The sequence below is a fragment of the Xanthobacter autotrophicus genome, assembly GCF_005871085.1.
Classification (GTDB): domain Bacteria; phylum Pseudomonadota; class Alphaproteobacteria; order Rhizobiales; family Xanthobacteraceae; genus Xanthobacter; species Xanthobacter autotrophicus.
Map to the genome: position 1 here is coordinate 172,876 of NZ_VAUP01000028.1, position 17,210 is coordinate 190,085.

The window sequence follows — 17,210 nt, forward strand, 5'->3', positions numbered from 1 at the left end:
CCTGGAGCGTCCTGCGTTCGCCATGGCTCACGGCAATCGCTCCAACGTCTTGTGTTGACGCGCTTTCTTTACGCGAGCCGGTATCCGTCTCGCTCGAAAACGCCTTAAAGCGAAGACACGTAGCGCACCAAAGCCGCCTTGTCCGGCATGGGAAGGGCGCCGAAGCGTCGCGCTGCCTCCGCCGCTTCCCCACCGTGCCAGGCGATGGCCTCCTGAATGGTGCGCGCCCGCCCGTCATGCAGCAAGCCCGTCTCGTCCGCGAGCGCTTCCGACAGGCCGGCCAGCGGCGCGGTGCGCCATTGGGACGCGCCGGCGCCGGGCTCCGGCATGGTGTCGGCGAGGCCAGGGCCCATCTCGTGCAGCAGAAGGTCGGTGAACATGGGGGCCTGCCCGCCGTCGCGGGTTGGCAGCGCCGGGCGATGGCAGGCGGCGCAGCCGGTGGCGGCGAACAGGCGTGCGCCCGAGCGGCGCTCCGCCTCGGGCAGGGGCTCGGGGGCCGGGGCGGGCAGGGAGGCCACATAAGCCACAACCCGGCCGAGCAGCGGCCGACCAATCTCCAAGGCGTCGTCCGCCGTGCCCTCGGTGCGGTTGGCATTGCCGTGGGGAGCGTTGCGGCACGCGGTCTGCGTGGGCGTACAATCGCCCCACGGCTCCGGATGGTAGGGATTGGACAGGCCCAGATCGAGGAAGAAGGCTTCCGCCGATTGGCTGGCAAGGTCGGGCTGGGCCGCCTTCCAGCCGAACCGGCCGATGGCGGTGGTGCCGTCTGGGCGGGTGACGCGGCGGGCACGGCCCGAAACGCCGTCCTTGCCTGACGCCTGCTCCTTTTCGATGGCGAGGATCGCCGCATCGGGGACCTGCGCCAGTGCCCCGCGCCCCTTCAGGTCCGGCGCCACGCGCAGAGACAGGCCGCTGGCCGGATCAAGCCGGCCGTAGCCCAGCTCCAAGGGATGGGGCGCGCGGGCGATACGGCCGTCGGAAAGCGGCGTGTCGCTCACGCCAATCATCCCCTCCGGGGGGATGCCCGGCACGGCGTCGATCTGGAAGCGCCGGCCATAGACCGGATCGCCGGAGCCGTCCGGCCGGGCGATCATGAGCACGAAGCCGCGCCCGGCCGTGCCGTCCTCGATCTTCGCCGGTGCCCGGCCGTCGCGCGGGTGGCAGGTGGTGCAGGAGCGGGCGTCGAAGAGAGGGCCGAGCCCGTCGTCGCCGCGGGTGGAGGCGGGGGCTGGCACCCATGGCCGCTTGAACAGGGCCTTGCCAATGGCGAGGTCGAGCTTGTCCAGCGTCTGCTCGCCCGCCGCCGCAGGTGTCGCCAACAGGGCGAAAGCAAGGGCCGCGCCAAGGCCGAACCGTCCCATCATGCCACCCGGAACCAGCCCATGAGGCCCGCATCCATGTGCTCCAGGATGTGGCAATGGAACACCCAGTCGCCGCTCTTGGCGCGAAAGGCGATTTCCACCGTCTCGTTGGGCTCGGTCATCACAGTGTCGGCGAGATAAGGCGGGATGGTCGTCTTCCGTGTCGAGGACAGGACGCGAAAGACGTGTCCGTGCAGGTGCATGGGATGGACGTGCTTGGTTACGTTGGTGATGGTGAGCCGGTAGCTGTCGCCATCTTTCAGGATATCGAGCGGCGGCGGCAGCCGCAGGTCGGCACCCGCGCCCCAGGACGTGCGGTTGATGGCCCAGAAGGTCTTGTCGCCCACGCAGAAGGAATCGATCAGGGCCTTCGCCAGCGGATCGTCCGCCGGCAGGGGCGGCGCGATGGCGGTGGCACCGGCGGCGGTCTGCACGATGAAATCCCGCTTTTTCGCGCGGCTGACGTCCGGCAACGGCACCTTGGCGGCGGGCAGCGCGATGGGCTTGAAGGGCGTCTTCTTCTTTCCCTTGTCCACCGCCACCAGGGTGGTGAGCAGATAGGGCTCGGCGGTGCGATAGTCGAAGACCTTCACCTCTTCGCCGGGACCGGGCATGCGCACATGCACGTCGAGCCGCATGGCCGGCCCCATGCGCCACACCTCGTCCGGCAGCTTGGAGAGGGGGAGCGGGACGAGGGCCTGCCCATCCACGGCGATGATGGCGGCGTTGTTGGTGTCGCAGCCGAATTCGATGGTGCGGGTGGAATCGGCCACGATCGTGCGCAGGCGCACGTCGCCATAGGCCGGCGCCTCGATCCGCGGCGGGATCACCGAGCCGTTGGTGGCGCGCACCGTGCCGAAACTGCCGGCGGTGGAGGCGCCTTCGTCGGTGAACATGGGCATCCAGCGGCCATCCGCGTCGAGCCGCCAGTCCTTGACCGCGATGATGTGTTCCAGGTCGAAGCCGAGCCTGGCCTCGGCCGGGTCTTCCACCAGCAGCAGGGCCACGAGGCCGCGCCCCACCTGGCCGGTCTCATCGCAATGGGGATGGAAGAAATAGAAGCCCGGATCGGGCAGGGGTACGTTGTAGGTGAAGCGACCGCCGGCGGGGATCGGTTCCTGGGTGAGGGGGGCGACGCCGTCGGAGAGGTTGGGTACGCGGATGCCATGCCAGTGCACGGTGGTGGGCGTCGGCATACGGTTTTCGAAATCCACCATCAGCCGGGTGCCGAGCGGCACGCGCCAGGTGAGGAAGGGCGTGCCGTTATAGGCGCAGAAGCCCTGCGTCTTCGGCTTGTCCGGGCCGAGGAGCGCCACCTCCATCTCCGCAGCGGAGAGGGCAAGGTGGCGCACCGGCGCATTCGGGGGAAGCGTGTCGCGCGAGACGGCCATGTGCCCGAGGGCGGAGGGGGCGAAACCCGCCGCCCCCGCCGCCGTGGCGCCAAGCAGGACTGCCCGTCGCGAGATCATCACCTCAGCCTCATTTCTTCTTCACGGCCTTGGGGTCGTCGAGGCTGGCCGAGCCTTCCACCTTGATCTGCAGCTTCAGGACCGAGACCCCGCGCTCGATGGCATGGGCCTGGGCGACGAGGGCATCCACGCCGTCCTGGATCAGCTTCGCGCCCTTCTCGTTTCCTTCGGCGAGCATCGCGTCGTAGTAGATCTCGCCGGCATCGGCCGTGTCCTTGATCTTCTTCAAGGCGGCGAGGGCGGCGTCCGACTTCTGGTCGATCTCGTCGGCGATCTTGGGGTCCGCGGCGCGGATCAGGTCGGCCACCGAGGGACCGGAAAAGACGGTGCCGTCGGGCTTGGTGTAGCGGCCGTAATAGACGTCGCGGATGCCCACCTCGTCGTAATAATGCGCGTTGTGGGTGTTGTTGGAGAAGCAGTCGTGCGCTTCTTCCGGGTCGTGCAGGATGAGGCCGAGCTTCATGCGCTCGCCGGCGAGTTCGCCGTAGGACAGGGAGCCGAGGCCGGTGAAGATGACGCCGAGTGCCGGCTTGTCCTTTTTCTTGAGAAGGGTGGTGCGGGCGATACCCTTCGGTCCCCACACGTTGGTCATCTCATCAAGGTCCGCCACCAGCGTTGCCGTGGCGACCCTCAGAAATTCGGCACGGCGGTCGCAATTGGCGTTGGTGCAATTCTTCAGGTCGAAATCCGTATAGGGGCGATTGCCGGCGTTGATCTTGGGATCATGCAGGTTCTGGCCCCAGAGCAGGAATTCGATGGCGTGCCAGCCCGAGCCCACATTCGCTTCCACGCCGCCTGCGGTGTTGAGGCTGTGCAGCAACTCCGGCGTGATCTTCGTGGTGTCGATGGTCTTCTTGCCGATACGGATGGATTTCGAGCCAATCACGTTGGCGGTGTAGAGCGGGTTTTCATCCGACTTCTCGCCATAGCTCTTCTTGTCCACGTAATCGATGAGGCCTTCATCCAGCGGCCAGGCGTTCACGTCACCTTCGATCTTGTCCACCGCCTTGTTGCCGAAGCGGAAGGCTTCGGTCTGCATGTAGAAGACACGGGCGGCCTTCCAGGCGTCGCGGGCCTTGGCCAGCGTTTCGGCGCTCGGGGCATCGAGGAAGGAGAGAATGACCTTCTGCATGTCCCGGGCCGTGGCGGCGGAAGACCCGTACATGGACTGTGCCAGGTCGGCATAATGGACGATCACATCGCGCGGCTTGGGGGCATCCTTGGGAGCTTCGGCAACGGCCGGGCTCACGAAGGCTGCAAAAGCGGCGACGACTGCGCCTAGAACATGCGCGCGCATCGACCTTCTCTCCTTGAAAATGAATGTTCGAAATGGGGGGCGGGCTCCCTCCGGACCGGACCTTAGGGATCCGGCCAAGGCGCGGCAAGTGCCCGGCGAGACAATGGAATTGTTCCATTGTCGGGATCGGTCACGAAGACTTGCAGGTGGCAAGTCAAAACGCCGCACACGGTAGTTAATTTACGCTACGCCAATCCATGCGCCTGTTCAATGCTCCAGGTTCGCGCCCCGCGTCGCTACAAGATCTGGAATGATGGGGCGCCGGGCGTTTCGTCTGTCGCGGATAACGTTGCGTGCAGGTCCGGCGGCGTTCGGTTCTTGGCATTTGAATAATTCAAAACAATGGTGGCCCCGATGACAGTGCGGCGACAGAAGTGCTAGGTTGCCTCCAGTCATTTGCAGAATTTCTCCTTACGTTACGTCGGCTTCTGTCGGTTTTAGAAATGTTGAAAGCGTCGATGCCCTTCGTCTTTCGTCGTGTCCTAGCGTGCATCAGGGCCCGCAATTCGGAAGCGGAGCGCGCGCTCGCCAGGAAGGAACGGTTGCCATGATTGCCGCGCTGCTGATCGTCTTCCGCGAGGTGCTGGAGGCGGGCATCGTCATCGGGGTCGTTCTGGCCGCGTCCGAGGGCATCCGCCATCGCGGCCTGTGGATCGGGCTCGGCATTCTGGGTGGCCTGTCCGGTTCGGCGCTGCTGGCCCTGTTTGCCAACGAAATCGCCTCCACCTTCGAGGGTTCCGGCCAGGACATCCTCAACGCCGCGATCCTCTCCATCGCCGTTGTCATGCTGGTGTGGACAGTGGTGTGGATGGCCAGCCACGGCCGGCAGATGGTGGCCGAAATGAAGGATGTGGGGAGCGATGTGAAGGAAGGGCGCCGGCCGCTCGCGGCGCTCGCCATCGTGGTGGGCATGGCCGTGCTGCGCGAGGGTGTCGAGATCGTGCTGTTCCTCTACGGCATTGCCACCACCGGTGACGAGACCGTAGGCGCCGTGGTGCTTGGCGGTCTCGCCGGGCTGGCTTGCGGTGCTGTGGTTTCGCTTGCGCTTTATCGCGGGCTTGTCGCCATTCCCCTCAGGCACTTGTTCAAGGTCACAACCATTATCATCACCCTGCTTGCCGCCGGCCTTGCCGCGCAGGCGGTGGGGATTCTCCAGGATTCGGGTTTCATCCAGTCCTTGTCGGATCCGCTGTGGAACACCAACTGGCTGCTCGCCGACGACAGCGCCCTGGGACGGGTGCTGCGCACCCTCGTCGGCTATCGTGCCGAGCCCACAGGCATGCAACTGATCGCCTATCTGGGGACCGTGGCCACCATCGTCGTGCTGTCGTCGATGGTAAACGGCCGCAGGTCTCCCGCTGCGGGCGCCCCCCGCCAGGTGCGAGCCTGATCGCGAGCCTGACCAGGCGCAACCGATGGTTCAGGGGGAGCGGCCGGTCGTCCTGGCGCTGGAGCACAGAAACTCGGCACCGATCCCGGACGTGGAACTTTCCTTCGGGAAAGCGTTCCCGGCCGGGGGTGCTTCCGGTATAATGACCCTCCGCCATTCCGCGCCGGGCGCGCGAGGAGGGGACGTAGTGACGAAAAATATCGGTACCCGCCTGTTTCTGCGCGTGGATTTTCCGGATGGTCGCCGCCTCGGTCCCGGCAAGATCATGCTGCTGGAGGCGATCCGCGAGCACCGCTCCATCCTCTCCGCTGCCAAGGCCATCGGCATGAGCTACCGCCGGGCCTGGCTTCTGGTGGATGAGCTCGATCGCATGTTCGAGCAGCGGGTGATCGTGACCTTTCCCGGCCGTCGCGGCGCCGGTACGGAAGTGACCGCCTTCGGCGAGCGCATCATCGCCCTCTACCGCGCCATGGAGCGTCAGGCTGCGAAGGCGACCAACGCCGCCGTGGACGAACTCACGAAGGCGCTTTCGGCGGAGTTCCGCCCGCAATCACACGCAGAGCCGGAGGAGCCGCAGACGGCTGGCGCGGCGGGGAAACAGGCGAAGGCGATCTGATTTCCGCCCCCGGCGAGTTGAAGCCGGCCGGCCGGCTTTCCACGGTGACGGCCTTGATCATGGCCCATACCGTCATGCCCGGCTCCAGCGCGAGGCGCTGCACGCTCTCCTGCGTCACCAGTGAATGAAGCTTGCCGTGGGCCAGCGCTACCTCCACATCCGAGAACGGACCTTCCGCCCGGGTGATTCTGGCGATGGTGCCGGACAGGCGGTTTGTCACCGACACGTCGATGGGCCGCGATAGCGACAGCGAAACATCGCGCGAGCGCACGCGTGCACGCGCCGGCGCGCCCACCGGCCGGCCCACCAACGGCACCCGAAGCTCGCCGTCGGGAAAGGAGACGGTGGACAGGCCGAACTCCTCGTTATGGGCAGTGATGGTGCAGTCGAAGATCGTACCGAGATCGAAGCGGCCGAGCACGGGCAAAAGTTCGGGTTGGGACAGAACGTCCGCGAGGGGGCCGCAGGCGATAACCTTGCCGTCGGCCACGGCCGCCACTGCGTCCGACAGGCGCAGCACCTCCTCCACCGAATGGCTCACATAGAGGATCGGCAACCGAAGCTCGTCCCGCAGGCGTTCGAGATAGGGCAGGATCTCCCCCTTGCGCATCTCGTCGAGGGAGGCGAGCGGCTCGTCCATGAGCAGCAGGCGCGGCTGGGACAGCAGGGCGCGGCCGATGGCGACGCGCTGCTTCTCGCCGCCGGACAAGGTGTGGGGTCGACGCTTCAACAGGTGGCGAACGCCAAGCATCTCCACCACCGCGTCGAAGCCGATGGTGCGTTCCCGTCTGGCCCGGCGCTCGCCATAGCGCAAGTTGTTGTCCACGGTCATGTGCGGAAACAGGCGCGCGTCCTGGAATACGTAGCCGGCGCCGCGCCGTTCCATGGGCAGGTCGATGCCCTTGTCGCTGTCGAAGAACACCTCGTCGCCCACCACGATGCGCCCGCGATCCGGCCGGACCGAGCCCGCGACCGCCTGGATGATGGTGGTCTTGCCCGATCCCGACCTTCCGAAGAGAGCGGTGATGCCCATGTCCGGAGCAGCGAAATGGGCCTCGAGGCAGAACCCCGTGTTGCGCGCCAGGGAAACGTCGATCTCGATCATATCTGCCCCAGCGCGATCTTGATGCGCCGGTCCGCCATCTCGGCCAGGATGAGCGCGCCCAGCGCCAAAATCACCGACACCACCGTGAGGCGCAACGCCATGGCGTCGCCGTCCGGCATGTGGGTGGCGCTGTAGATGGCCAGCGGGATGGTCCGCGTCTGCCCCTCGACGTTGGAGACGAAGGTGATGGTGGCGCCGAACTCGCCCAGCGCCGAGGCCAGCGAGATCAGGCAGCCGGACAGCACGCCGGGCATCATCAAGGGAAGGGTGACTGTGAAAAAGGCATCCATCTTGGTCGCGCCCAGCGTGCGCGCCGCGGTCTCGATGCCCTGGTCGATGCCGCCGATGGCGAGGCGGATGGCGTTGACGGTGAGAGGGAAGCTCACCACCGCTGCCGCCACCGTGGCGCCGGCGGTGGAGAAGATCAGCGATATGCCGAACCACTCGTGGAGGTATTGGCCGATATAGCCCCGGTTGCCAAGGGTGATCAGCAGCAGATAGCCGACCACCACCTTGGGCAGCACCAGGGGCAGATGGACGATGCCGTCGAAGATCCCCTTGCCGGGAAAATTGAAGCGCGCGAGCACCCAGCCGATAAGGATTGCGGGGGGCAGGCTCCAGATGGTGGCCCAGAAGGCGACCTGCAGGCTGAGCCTGACGGCCGTCCATTCTTCAGGGGTGAGCATGGGGCAGTCTTCCGAGTGATGGCGGTTCTGGGCTTGGCGCGTCTTGAGCTTAAGCCGAAGCCACGGAAGTCGCGAAGCAAGTCCCGTTCCCACTGGGCCACGGGCCGCGGCGGGAACGGGGACCTGAGTGGGCTCACTTCACCGTGAAGCCGTACTTCTTATAGATCTCCTTCGCTTCGGGCCCCTGGAGGAAGGCGAAGAAGGACTTGGCGGCGGGGGTGTCCTGACCCTTCACGAGGGCGAAGGGATATTCCACCGGGGGATGGCTGTCGGCCGGGAAGACGGCGACGACCTTCACATTCTTGGCCACGGCCGCGTCAGTCGCATAGACGACGCCGAAAGGCACCTCGCCGCGTTCCACCAAGGCAAGGGCCGCGCGCACACTCTCGGAGCCGACGATGCGTGGGGCGACCTTGTCCCACACGCCGAGATTGGTGAAGGCAGTCTTGGCGTAGACGCCCACGGGGACGCTGTCCACAAGGCCGGTGGCGATGCGGCCGTTGGCGCCGAGCAGGGCGTCGATGTCCATGCCCTTGGTGATGGTCACTGGCTTGGCCTTGTCGGCCGGAGCGACCAGCACGAGGGCATTGCCGAGGACGGTCGCGCGGGTGGCGGGCAGGGTGAGGCCCTTGCCGTCGGTATAGTCCATCCACTTGAGGTCGGCGGAGGCGAAGATATTGGCCGGCGCGCCGGCCTCCAACTGCTTGGCCAGCGCCGAGGAGGCGGCGAAGGAGAACTTCACCTGCGTCTTCTCGCCCTTGGCGGCATAGGCCTTGGCCACGTCCTCGAAGGCGTTGGTGAGGCTGGCGGCGGCGAAGGCGGTGACCGTGGTCTCAGCGCCGGCAGCCGATGCCTTGGCCGGTTCCTCGGCCCGCACGGGAGCAAGGCTGGCGGTGGCAAGCAGAAGGCCGACTATGAGGCCGCGACGCAGAATGAAGCTGGACATGGCAATGGTCCCCTTTGATATGTCCGTTCATATACAGCATGCCGTAGGGAAACAAGAGGCGATGCGTCCGGGGCTAAAGGGGTAAGCCGGTGGGGCGACAGGAAAGCTGCGGTTTATGCTGCATTGCGGCATGTGGCCGCGGCGCCCCGAGGGGCTGCGTCCTGGCTCTTCGAGCGTTCGGCGCGGGCACGCAGGTGTGAGGCCCGCGCGCGGCACGCACGGATCTTCAGAAGCCGAACAGCTTGAAGGCGGCGGCGCCCGGAGCGAGCATGGCGAACGCCCAGAGCGCCGCGCTCGCGACGTTTGCCACCTGGAAATGGGTCTGTCTCATGGCCAGCACTCCGGCCACCAGCGGCACCACCGCGCGCACGGGCCCGAAGAAGCGGCCGATGGCCACGCCCCAGACGCCGAAGCGATGGAAGAAATCTTCTGCGCGGGCCACCAGATCCGGCCGTTTCGACAGGGGCCAGAAGGTCTTCGCCCGTTCCTTGTAATGGAAGCCGAGCCAGTAGGAGATGGCGTCGCCCAGAGCTGCGCCTGTGGCGGCGGCAAGCCAGATGGGGAAGAAATGCAGCCCGCTCGCCTCGATCAGCGCGCCGATGGCCAGCAGCAGGACCGTCGCGGGAATGAAGAACGACACGAGAGCGAGCGATTCGCCAAAGGCGAGGCCGAACACGATCGGCGCGGCGAGGGCGTGGTTATTCTGAACAAACACGGTGGTCGCAGCGATGATGGCCTGAACGTCGATCATGTCTCCTCCAGCTGCAGAGATCGGAAGGCCGGTCCTCCCGCGCAAGAGGCGGTCCCGGTGTCACCCCGCGGCGCACCTGTCATGCCGCAGGACTTGGGCGAAAAAGCTGCTCGCGCCTTGAAATTGTCATGGGGATGGGTCATACACCCTGCCGTAGCGCCCCGGAGGGATTCCCAATCCCCCTTGCAGCGCGCTCGGGCCGCGTAGCGGAGACCGCCGGAGCTTCCCCTTTTGAAGCGTCGCGAGCGGCTTTGCCCGACTTCAACGATTGCCTTTGGACACCCCAGGCCACGCGGGATGTCGAATATCCCCGCGAACCGCGCTGCGCCCATGCGTGCGCCGGTGTCGTTCGCATATGAAAGTCAGAGCTTGACCTCTTTTTCGAACCTCGGCCTCGCCGAGCCTATCGTTCGCGCCCTTACTGAAGCGCAGCACGTCACTCCCACCCCCATCCAGGCCGAAGCCATCCCGCAGATTCTCGCGGGTCGCGATCTGATCGGCATCGCCCAGACCGGCACCGGCAAGACCGCCGCTTTCGCCCTCCCCATCCTTGACCGCCTGGTCCGCCATCCCCACCGCCCCGAGCCCAAGTCGGTGCGGGCGCTGGTGCTCTCCCCCACCCGTGAGCTGTCCGGCCAGATCGTCGAGAACTTCGAGCGGTTCGGCCGTCACGCCAACATCTCGGTGTCGCTCGCCATCGGCGGCGTGCCCATGGGCCGGCAGATCCGCGCGCTCTCTCGCGGCGTGGATGTACTGGTCGCGACCCCCGGCCGCCTCATTGATCTCGTCGAGAACAACGCGGTGAAGCTCGACCAGGTCGAAGTTCTCGTCCTCGACGAAGCCGACCAGATGCTGGACATGGGCTTCGTGCATGCCATCCGCGCCATTGTGCGCCGGCTGCCGCACAAGCGGCATTCCCTGTTCTTCTCCGCCACCATGCCCCACGCCATCGCCGAGCTCGCGGGCTCCATGCTGCGCGATCCCGTGCGCGTCGCGGTGACCCCGGTCGCCAAGACCGCCGACCGGGTCGAGCAGCGGGTGATCCTGGTGGACAAGGCCAACAAGGGCCAGCTCCTCGCCGAGGTGCTCTCCACCGAGGAGATCGACCGCGCCCTCGTCTTCTCCCGCACCAAGCATGGCGCGGACAAGGTGGTGCGCGTGCTCGCCAAGGCCGGCATCGCCGCCGAGGCGATCCACGGCAACAAGTCGCAGAACCAGCGCGACCGCGTGCTCGCTGCCTTCCGCGAAGGCAAGATCCGCACCCTCATCGCCACCGACATCGCCGCCCGCGGCATCGACGTGACCGGGGTGAGCCACGTCATCAACTTCGACCTGCCCAACGTGCCGGAGAGCTACGTCCATCGCATCGGCCGCACCGCGCGCGCCGGCCGTGAAGGCATCGCCATCTCCTTCTGCGATCACGAGGAGCGCGCGTTCCTGCGGTCCATCGAGAAGCTCATCAAGATGCAGCTTCCCGCCAGCGACCGTCGCGGCGCGGGCACCCGCTTCGCGGTGCCGGAGCTTGAGCCCATCATCCTCGACGAGCGGGACGAGACCTCCGAGCGTTCGGACTATATCGGCCGGTCTGGCCGGCAGAACCCGCGCGGCCAGCGGCCCCGCCACGGTGACGAGCGGTCCGGCGAAGGCCGGTCGCGGGCGCCGCGTTCGGAAGAAGGCCGGCCCCAGGCGGCGCGTGCCCACCAGCCGCGCGGCGAGGGCCGTCCGTCCGGCGGTCGTCCGGAAGGGCGCCCCGATGCCAGCGGCGCACAGGGTGCGGGTCATCGCGCGGGCCAGCCGGCCCGGGCCGAGGGTCGCGGCCAGAGGACCGAGCGGGGCCAGCGCCCCGCCGGTGACATCGGCGGCCTCGGCTTCATGCAGTCGGTTCCGAACCGCGGCCAGCGCTCGGACTCCCGTCCGGGCGGCGCCAAGCGTCCGGTCGGCTGAGACGCATTGAATTGATCACGGGTGCGCGCGGATGGCGAAAATGCGTCGCCGCGCGCACCTCGGCTATGGGCGTACGGGTGATTTCGTGAGATAAGCCCGGTAATTCTGCCCCCTCGTCGGGGCCTCTGGAGACGACTATATGGCGAAGGAAGAACTGCTGGAGTTCGAAGGAACGGTGACCGAGGTGCTCCCGGATGGCAACTTCCGTGTGCGGCTCGATAACGATCATCAGATTCTGGCCTATGCGGCCGGCAAGATGAAGAAGAACCGTATCCGCACCATCGAGGGTGACCGCGTGGTGGTGGAGATGTCCCCTTACGACCTCGATCGCGGCCGCATCAACTTCCGCCACAAGGCCGAGGGCAACGCCCCGCCGCCCGGCGCCCGCCGCCAGCAGAATTTCCGCCGCCGCTGATTTCGGCCGGCTGCGCTCTTGTCCCGCCGCGCGCGTCCGTCCGACCCTGTCGGCGTGGGCTGCCGCGCGGGGGCAGGGCGCTCGACGTTCGGATTGGCTCCAAGTTCGTAGCGGCTTACGGCAATCGCTTCGGATTCGCGGTGTTGACGCGTTTTCTTGAAGCGAGCTGGTATCCACTTCGCCTGCTGACGCTTTAAGACTGCGTCGGGCAGAAGCGGAGGGCGAGATGGAGCTGCGTCTGGCGAAGGCGATGATGACGGCCGCCCTGGCGGCCTTTTGCCTGCTGGTCGCCTACGACAATCTCGTGGATTACGAGACCAATTATGCGTTCGTGCGCCATGTGCTGAGCATGGACACGACCTTTCCCGGCAATGCCCTGATGCATCGCGCCATCACCGACGAGCGGGGGTGGCGCATGGCCTATGCCGCCATAATCGCAGGCGAGGCGGTGAGCGGGCTGTTCCTCGCCCTCGGCGCCGTCGCCATGCTGGCGCGCCTTGCTGCGCCCGCCGCCCGCTTCGAGCGCGCCAAGCGCTTCGTCTATCTGGGCGGCGCGCTGGCCTTCCTGGTCTGGTTCTTCGGCTTCATGGTGGTCGCCGGCGAGTATTTCGCCATGTGGCAGTCCAAGGACTGGAACGGCCAGGCCGCGGCCTTCCGCTTCTCCATGACCGTCCTCGGCGTGCTGATCCTGGTGGCGCTGCCGGAGCGCGAGATCGCGGACACCGAGCCCCCGACGCAGCCGCGCTGAGCCATCAGGCTGGTCCTGAGGGGCGGGAGCGCAGGCCACTCCGCCCCTTCCAGCGGCGAGAGGCCCCAATCAGGCCCCGCGCCGGTTCAATCTCACTCCAGGTCGGAATCCAGGATCGCCATCTGGAAATTGTAAGAGAGGTCGTCGTCCTCGTCGTCCCGGTAGAGGACGCCGATGAACTCCTCGCCCAGATAGACCTCGGCCGAGTCCTTCTTCTTCGTGCGGGCAGTCACCTTGATCTGCGGGTTGCCGAACAGGGTCCGCAAATAGCGCTGCACGCGCTCGAGCTCGGTTTTTTCCAACGGTGTTCTCCTTGCGAACGGATGGCCGCGTTATGGCGGCCAAGGCGCGCGCGTTCAAGTCGCGGCGGGCAACAGCCCTCAGATATCCGCGCCGGACCAGATATTGTCCTCGAACATCTGGTCCATGGAGCGCGAGGGTTCGGCGCAGCCGGCTTCGCCCACCACCTTGGCCGGAATGCCCGCCACCGTGGTGTTGCGCGGTACCGGCTTAAGCACCACCGAGCCGGCGGCGATGCGGGCGCAGCGGCCCACCTCGATATTGCCCAGCACCTTGGCGCCGGCGCCGATCAGCACGCCGCGGCGGATCTTGGGATGGCGGTCGCCGGTCTCCTTGCCGGTGCCGCCCAGCGTCACCCCCTGCAGGATCGACACGTCGTCCTCGATCACCGCGGTGGCGCCGATGACGACGCCGGTGGCATGGTCGAGGAAGATGCCCCGGCCCATGGGCACCTGGGGGTGGATGTCCACGGCGAACACGGAGGAGGCCTGGCTCTGGAGATAGAGGGCGAGGTCGCGCTGGCCGTTGGCCCACAGGAAATGGGACAGGCGGTGGGTCTGGATGGCGTGGAAGCCCTTGAAATAAAGCACCGGCTCAAGCGTCCGGGTGGCCGCAGGGTCGCGGTCTACCACCGCCATGATGTCAGCGCGCAGGGCCTGGGAGATGGACTTGTCGCGGGCGACGGCCTCCAGCCAGGCGGCGCGGATGGCGCTGGCCGGCACGTCCGCATGGTCGAGGCGGGCGGCGATGCGCTCGCCGATCACCGCCTCTAAGCTCGGCTGGCCCAGCACCGCGCCGATGAGGAACGCGGCGAGCAGCGGCTCGCGTTCGGCGGCCTCTTCCGCCTCGTTGCGCAGGCGCGCCCAGACCGGATCGACCACGTCGTGCCAGCGTTCCGTACCCGCCTTGGTGAGCTTCGGGGCGAACGCGTCCGCGACGGGCGCGGGAATGGGGGCAGGCATGGGAGATTGGGGCATTCCTGCCTCCTCGACGATGCAACTTGGCGCCTGTTCTAGCACAAGCGGCGCGAAGGGGAGAGGTTCCCCGTGGTCGCTTCAGGGCCGGCGTTTCAGGAATTCGAGAGCACCTGCCTTGAACACCTTGTCGCCCACGGCAGGGTTGTGGTCGCGGTTGGGGATATCCAGCATGGTACCGTCCGGCAGGAGATCCACCAGGGGCTGGCCGGGACCCGAGACTAGGTCGCGGGTGCCGATGGCCACCAGCACCGGCTGGAAGATGCGCCCCACTTCCTCGCGGGTTAGCACCTGCCGCGAGCCGCGGATGCAGGCGGCCAGCGCCTTCAGGTCGGCCTTGTTGGCGTCGGCGAAGGCGCGGAACATGCGGCCCATGGGATCGCCGACATCGTCCAGGCTCGGTGCCTCCAGCGCGTCGGCGACGGTCTGGGGCAGGCCCACCCCGTCCACCAGATGAATGCCGAGCCCGCCCAGGATCAGCGAGCGCACCGCCTGCGGGAAATGCAGCGCCATCTGCGCTCCCACGCGCGCGCCCATGGAATAGCCGACCACATCTGCCCGCTCCAACCCGAGATGGGCGAGGAGGCGCTGGGCATCCTCCGCCATGATGCGGGTATCGTAGAGGGCGGGGTCGTACAGCTTTTCCGACTCCCCATGGCCGCGATGGTCGAAGCCGATGGCCCGGTAGCCGGCCTCGGTGAGGGTCTTCGTCCAGGAGGGGCCGACCCAGTTGATCTCCTTGGAGGAGGCGAAGCCGTGGATCAGGAGGACCGGATCGCCGGCGCCGATGTCGAAATAGGCGATATCGACGCCTGCGGAAGAGAAATGGGGCATGGGGAACCTTCGCGGGCCACCGCCACGGCGGGCGCCTCGGATCTCGGCGGATGACGGGGCGGGAAACTAGAAGCTCGCTCCCGTTGTGCCAAGTCCGCCGGTGACTTGTCTTGAGGCAGATGGTCCGCCGGCGACGGGAGGCGGGAGAGGTTCCGCGCGGCCTCGATGGCCGCCAGCACGCGGGCGGCCGCAACCTCCATGTTGGCAACGGGCACCGATGGCAGGGCCGCCGCCTGTGCCGGGGCGGGTGTCCCATGCCGATGCCGGACGGCCCTGGGGCGCTTGCCGCGCCAGCACCGCCGGGCGCAGGCGACGCAGAAGGAGTTGAAGGACCAGATGAGGGCGAAGGCGTAGAGCGCCGTCGCGAAGGCCCACCAGATCAAGTGGAACAGCGCGCTGGTGATGGCGATGGCCCCGCGCCCCAATGTCTTGAGGATGGCCAGCGTCTGTGACCTCTTGGCCTCGGCGAGGCGGGCGACGCGGGAGAGATCCCGCCCGCTGTCGGCCACCTTCAGGCCTTCCAGCGCTGCGCGGGTGCCGGCCTTGGCCTCGATGCGGGCGGCGTCATCCAGCATGCGGGTGAGGTCGGTGAGGCGCTGCGTACGCACCACCCCCTTCACCGCTGCGGCATCCACGCTTGCGGGCGCCGCCGCGAGCCGGCGCAGGGCGGCAAAGTCCACGCTCTCGCGCACCGCGCGGGTGAGGCTGCGGGCGAGCGCCGCGGAGAGGCGGCCGGTGCGCTTGGCCACCTTCACCAGCGAGATGCCGATGCGCACCGGCAGGCTCGCGCCCACGGTGGCATAGGTCCCGGCGGTGACGGCGATGCCCACGGCGGACAGGCCGAGGATCAGCTCGTCCGCCTCCTCGCCGCGCGCCAGCTTCAGGCCCTCGCGGCCGGCATCGCGGATGTCGCCCCACACCATGAGATCGCTGGTGGCCGCGCCGGCGAGGCCCGCCAGATCGCTCGGCTCGCCGGTGACGAAGCCGAGGCCGAACGCCTTGGCCGACCGCAGGGCCTCGGACAGGGCTCCGGTGGCCTCCGTCACCTGCGCGCGCAATTCCGGCGAGATGGGGAGGCTGCGCGCATCAGCCAGCGCGAGGAAGGAGGCGGCGAGCGCGGCATCGTCCTCGGCCAGCGCCGCCGCGATGGAGCGGCGCGCGTCTTCCGCTGTGAAGCCGGCAAGGCCCAGGTCAGCAAGGGTGGCCGGATCGTCCCGCGCGGCGACGAGCTTGAGGCTCTCCTTCGCCACCGGCAGCAGCCATGGCGTGCCGGCGAGGAGCGTTGCGAACAGGGCGAGGGCGGCGAGAATGCGGGCCATGGTGTTTCCTGAAGGGCATTCTCGCATCCCATCATGGCGAAGGTGAAGAGGTGCGCGGCCGGGCCTCTTCCCGCGTTCATCGTCCCCCCGTTCGGACAGACACGCTGCCCCCGCCGCCGCGCTCGATATGACGCGCGATGTCGTCGCGGCGAACTGAATCATTAAGTGGGTGAACGCCGTCTGCCGTACCTTGATGTGGCTGAAGACGGAGGCCTCCAAGGATGCGGTCGCCGTGGTACCGGAAGAATAGTTTCCGGAGGAACGTGCACCTTATCTCTCAGTGGTGAAGAGTTCTTAGCCGATCTCTTCGCATGCCGGTGTCACTCCCGTCCGTGGTATGAAAAAGCGCGCACGCCATGCGGGTTGAGTTTGATCCGGATCTAAGGGGCACGACCATCGACCTGGCGAAGACCTTCGACGATCGTTTTGTCGTGAGGGCGGCGGCGGGCGGAAAATAAGCGCAGGCGGTGCGTATTATTTCGAGGGCTGCCCTTGAAAGGCCGTTATTGGTCCCTATCTCTCACTCAACCCAAGCCGCCGGACGCGGCGCGCTCCAAAGCGCGAACGCATTCGGGAGACGGACGGATGTACTCCGATCCCGCCGCGGCACTGGGTGTTCGTTCCTCCGCTTTCCATGATCATGGATGTGCGGAGGGGCGAGCTGAGCGGACAGTTCGTCATCGGCCTGCTTCATCGTTTCCTTCGGGCCGCGACACAAAAGCCTTCCAATTCGAACTCGTCTAGAACTACGCCCCGCTGCGCCGCGACGTTGGTCGTGCGCGGGGGTGACTGGCGCAGGCACAGCTGAAGAGCGACCTGCGCGCACAGGAGGCCACCATGGCCACAGGTACCGTTAAGTTTTTCAATTCCCAGAAGGGTTTCGGCTTCATCCAGCAGGATGAGGGCGGCCCCGACGTCTTCGTGCACATCTCGGACGTGGAGCGCTCCGGCCTCTACAGCCTGAACGACGGGCAGAAGGTGTCCTTCGACATCGTCGCGGACAACCGCGGTAAGAGCAAGGCGTCGAACCTCGCCGCTCTGTGAGCTGACGCTCT

General features: G+C 67.0%; 17 protein-coding genes. 6 read left to right on the forward strand and 11 right to left on the reverse strand.

The window, feature by feature from the left end; genetic code table 11:
• Window positions 1-104 precede the first annotated feature (104 nt).
• From FBQ73_RS12670 to FBQ73_RS12680, 3 genes are read right to left on the reverse strand one after another with little or no spacing between them, the layout of a single operon-like run.
• Window positions 105-1,364, reverse strand: coding sequence for a di-heme oxidoredictase family protein (locus FBQ73_RS12670; protein WP_246089684.1), 1,260 nt, complete (start codon window positions 1,362-1,364; stop codon window positions 105-107).
• Window positions 1,361-2,830, reverse strand: a complete 1,470-nt coding sequence (locus tag FBQ73_RS12675) for a multicopper oxidase family protein (RefSeq protein WP_138399860.1) — start codon at window positions 2,828-2,830, stop codon at window positions 1,361-1,363. Before FBQ73_RS12675 ends, FBQ73_RS12670 begins: the two co-directional genes overlap by 4 nt.
• A gap of 10 nt (window positions 2,831-2,840) precedes the next feature.
• Complete coding sequence (locus tag FBQ73_RS12680; RefSeq protein ID WP_138399861.1) at window positions 2,841-4,127, reverse strand: imelysin family protein; 1,287 nt, start codon at window positions 4,125-4,127, stop codon at window positions 2,841-2,843.
• A gap of 547 nt (window positions 4,128-4,674) precedes the next feature.
• On the opposite strand from FBQ73_RS12680, the gene FBQ73_RS12685 reads away from it, so the two are divergent.
• Together FBQ73_RS12685 and FBQ73_RS12690 are read left to right on the forward strand one after the other, a co-directional pair.
• Complete coding sequence (locus FBQ73_RS12685; protein WP_138399862.1) at window positions 4,675-5,517, forward strand: FTR1 family iron permease; 843 nt, start codon at window positions 4,675-4,677, stop codon at window positions 5,515-5,517.
• Between the two features lie 187 nt (window positions 5,518-5,704).
• Window positions 5,705-6,133: a winged helix-turn-helix domain-containing protein gene (locus FBQ73_RS12690; protein WP_246089685.1), complete on the forward strand. Its 429-nt coding sequence runs from the start codon at window positions 5,705-5,707 to the stop codon at window positions 6,131-6,133.
• Here FBQ73_RS12690 and modC read toward each other — a convergent pair.
• From modC to FBQ73_RS12710, 4 genes are all read right to left on the reverse strand, one after another.
• On the reverse strand, window positions 6,033-7,238 hold the full coding sequence (gene modC / locus FBQ73_RS12695; protein ID WP_138399864.1) for a molybdenum ABC transporter ATP-binding protein: 1,206 nt from the start codon (window positions 7,236-7,238) through the stop codon (window positions 6,033-6,035). The genes FBQ73_RS12690 and modC overlap by 101 nt on opposite strands.
• Window positions 7,235-7,924, reverse strand: a complete 690-nt coding sequence (gene modB, locus FBQ73_RS12700; protein ID WP_138399865.1) for a molybdate ABC transporter permease subunit — start codon at window positions 7,922-7,924, stop codon at window positions 7,235-7,237. The genes modC and modB overlap by 4 nt, the downstream gene beginning before the upstream one ends.
• A gap of 133 nt (window positions 7,925-8,057) precedes the next feature.
• The gene (modA, locus tag FBQ73_RS12705; protein WP_138399866.1) at window positions 8,058-8,870 is read right to left on the reverse strand and encodes a molybdate ABC transporter substrate-binding protein; all 813 of its coding nucleotides are present in this window, start codon (window positions 8,868-8,870) and stop codon (window positions 8,058-8,060) included.
• A 226-nt stretch (window positions 8,871-9,096) separates the two neighbouring features.
• Complete coding sequence (locus FBQ73_RS12710) at window positions 9,097-9,621, reverse strand: DedA family protein (protein WP_210236767.1); 525 nt, start codon at window positions 9,619-9,621, stop codon at window positions 9,097-9,099.
• Between the two features lie 330 nt (window positions 9,622-9,951).
• On the opposite strand from FBQ73_RS12710, the gene FBQ73_RS12715 reads away from it, so the two are divergent.
• The 3 genes from FBQ73_RS12715 (at window position 9,952) to FBQ73_RS12725 (ending at window position 12,728) form a co-directional block, all read left to right on the forward strand.
• The gene (locus FBQ73_RS12715; protein ID WP_138400102.1) at window positions 9,952-11,565 is read left to right on the forward strand and encodes a DEAD/DEAH box helicase; all 1,614 of its coding nucleotides are present in this window, start codon (window positions 9,952-9,954) and stop codon (window positions 11,563-11,565) included.
• Window positions 11,566-11,704: 139 nt separating this feature from the next.
• Window positions 11,705-11,980, forward strand: a complete 276-nt coding sequence (gene infA / locus FBQ73_RS12720; RefSeq protein ID WP_012115181.1) for a translation initiation factor IF-1 — start codon at window positions 11,705-11,707, stop codon at window positions 11,978-11,980.
• 226 nt (window positions 11,981-12,206) lie between these two features.
• Window positions 12,207-12,728 carry a DUF2165 family protein gene (locus FBQ73_RS12725; protein WP_138399867.1) on the forward strand — a complete coding sequence of 174 codons (522 nt, stop codon included), beginning with the start codon at window positions 12,207-12,209 and terminating at the stop codon, window positions 12,726-12,728.
• 92 nt (window positions 12,729-12,820) lie between these two features.
• Here the strand turns inward: FBQ73_RS12725 and FBQ73_RS12730 are convergent, their stop codons facing one another.
• The 4 genes from FBQ73_RS12730 to FBQ73_RS12745 form a co-directional block, all read right to left on the reverse strand.
• Window positions 12,821-13,030 (reverse strand): DUF3126 family protein, encoded by a 210-nt coding sequence (locus tag FBQ73_RS12730; protein ID WP_012115183.1) that lies wholly within the window; start codon window positions 13,028-13,030, stop codon window positions 12,821-12,823.
• A 78-nt stretch (window positions 13,031-13,108) separates the two neighbouring features.
• Window positions 13,109-14,005: a serine O-acetyltransferase gene (gene cysE / locus FBQ73_RS12735; RefSeq protein WP_246089686.1), complete on the reverse strand. Its 897-nt coding sequence runs from the start codon at window positions 14,003-14,005 to the stop codon at window positions 13,109-13,111.
• Window positions 14,006-14,083: 78 nt separating this feature from the next.
• The gene (locus FBQ73_RS12740; protein ID WP_138399868.1) at window positions 14,084-14,836 is read right to left on the reverse strand and encodes an alpha/beta fold hydrolase; all 753 of its coding nucleotides are present in this window, start codon (window positions 14,834-14,836) and stop codon (window positions 14,084-14,086) included.
• Complete coding sequence (locus FBQ73_RS12745) at window positions 14,764-16,155, reverse strand: hypothetical protein (protein WP_138399869.1); 1,392 nt, start codon at window positions 16,153-16,155, stop codon at window positions 14,764-14,766. Before FBQ73_RS12745 ends, FBQ73_RS12740 begins: the two co-directional genes overlap by 73 nt.
• An 837-nt stretch (window positions 16,156-16,992) precedes the next feature.
• Here FBQ73_RS12745 and FBQ73_RS12750 point away from each other — a divergent pair.
• Window positions 16,993-17,199, forward strand: coding sequence for a cold-shock protein (locus tag FBQ73_RS12750; protein WP_138399870.1), 207 nt, complete (start codon window positions 16,993-16,995; stop codon window positions 17,197-17,199).
• Window positions 17,200-17,210 lie beyond the last annotated feature (11 nt).

Coding starts and splice junctions, on each gene's coding strand:
- modA (WP_138399866.1), bottom strand. CDS start 8,870: ATGTCCAGCTTCATTCTGCGTCGCGGCCTCATAGTCGGCCTTCTGCTT.
- FBQ73_RS12710 (WP_210236767.1), bottom strand. CDS start 9,621: ATGATCGACGTTCAGGCCATCATCGCTGCGACCACCGTGTTTGTTCAG.
- FBQ73_RS12725 (WP_138399867.1), top strand. CDS start 12,207: ATGGAGCTGCGTCTGGCGAAGGCGATGATGACGGCCGCCCTGGCGGCC.
- infA (WP_012115181.1), top strand. CDS start 11,705: ATGGCGAAGGAAGAACTGCTGGAGTTCGAAGGAACGGTGACCGAGGTG.
- FBQ73_RS12675 (WP_138399860.1), bottom strand. CDS start 2,830: ATGATCTCGCGACGGGCAGTCCTGCTTGGCGCCACGGCGGCGGGGGCG.
- modB (WP_138399865.1), bottom strand. CDS start 7,924: ATGCTCACCCCTGAAGAATGGACGGCCGTCAGGCTCAGCCTGCAGGTC.
- FBQ73_RS12740 (WP_138399868.1), bottom strand. CDS start 14,836: ATGCCCCATTTCTCTTCCGCAGGCGTCGATATCGCCTATTTCGACATC.
- FBQ73_RS12745 (WP_138399869.1), bottom strand. CDS start 16,155: ATGGCCCGCATTCTCGCCGCCCTCGCCCTGTTCGCAACGCTCCTCGCC.
- modC (WP_138399864.1), bottom strand. CDS start 7,238: ATGATCGAGATCGACGTTTCCCTGGCGCGCAACACGGGGTTCTGCCTC.
- FBQ73_RS12750 (WP_138399870.1), top strand. CDS start 16,993: ATGGCCACAGGTACCGTTAAGTTTTTCAATTCCCAGAAGGGTTTCGGC.
- FBQ73_RS12680 (WP_138399861.1), bottom strand. CDS start 4,127: ATGCGCGCGCATGTTCTAGGCGCAGTCGTCGCCGCTTTTGCAGCCTTC.
- FBQ73_RS12715 (WP_138400102.1), top strand. CDS start 9,952: ATGCGTGCGCCGGTGTCGTTCGCATATGAAAGTCAGAGCTTGACCTCT.
- cysE (WP_246089686.1), bottom strand. CDS start 14,005: ATGCCCCAATCTCCCATGCCTGCCCCCATTCCCGCGCCCGTCGCGGAC.
- FBQ73_RS12685 (WP_138399862.1), top strand. CDS start 4,675: ATGATTGCCGCGCTGCTGATCGTCTTCCGCGAGGTGCTGGAGGCGGGC.
- FBQ73_RS12670 (WP_246089684.1), bottom strand. CDS start 1,364: ATGATGGGACGGTTCGGCCTTGGCGCGGCCCTTGCTTTCGCCCTGTTG.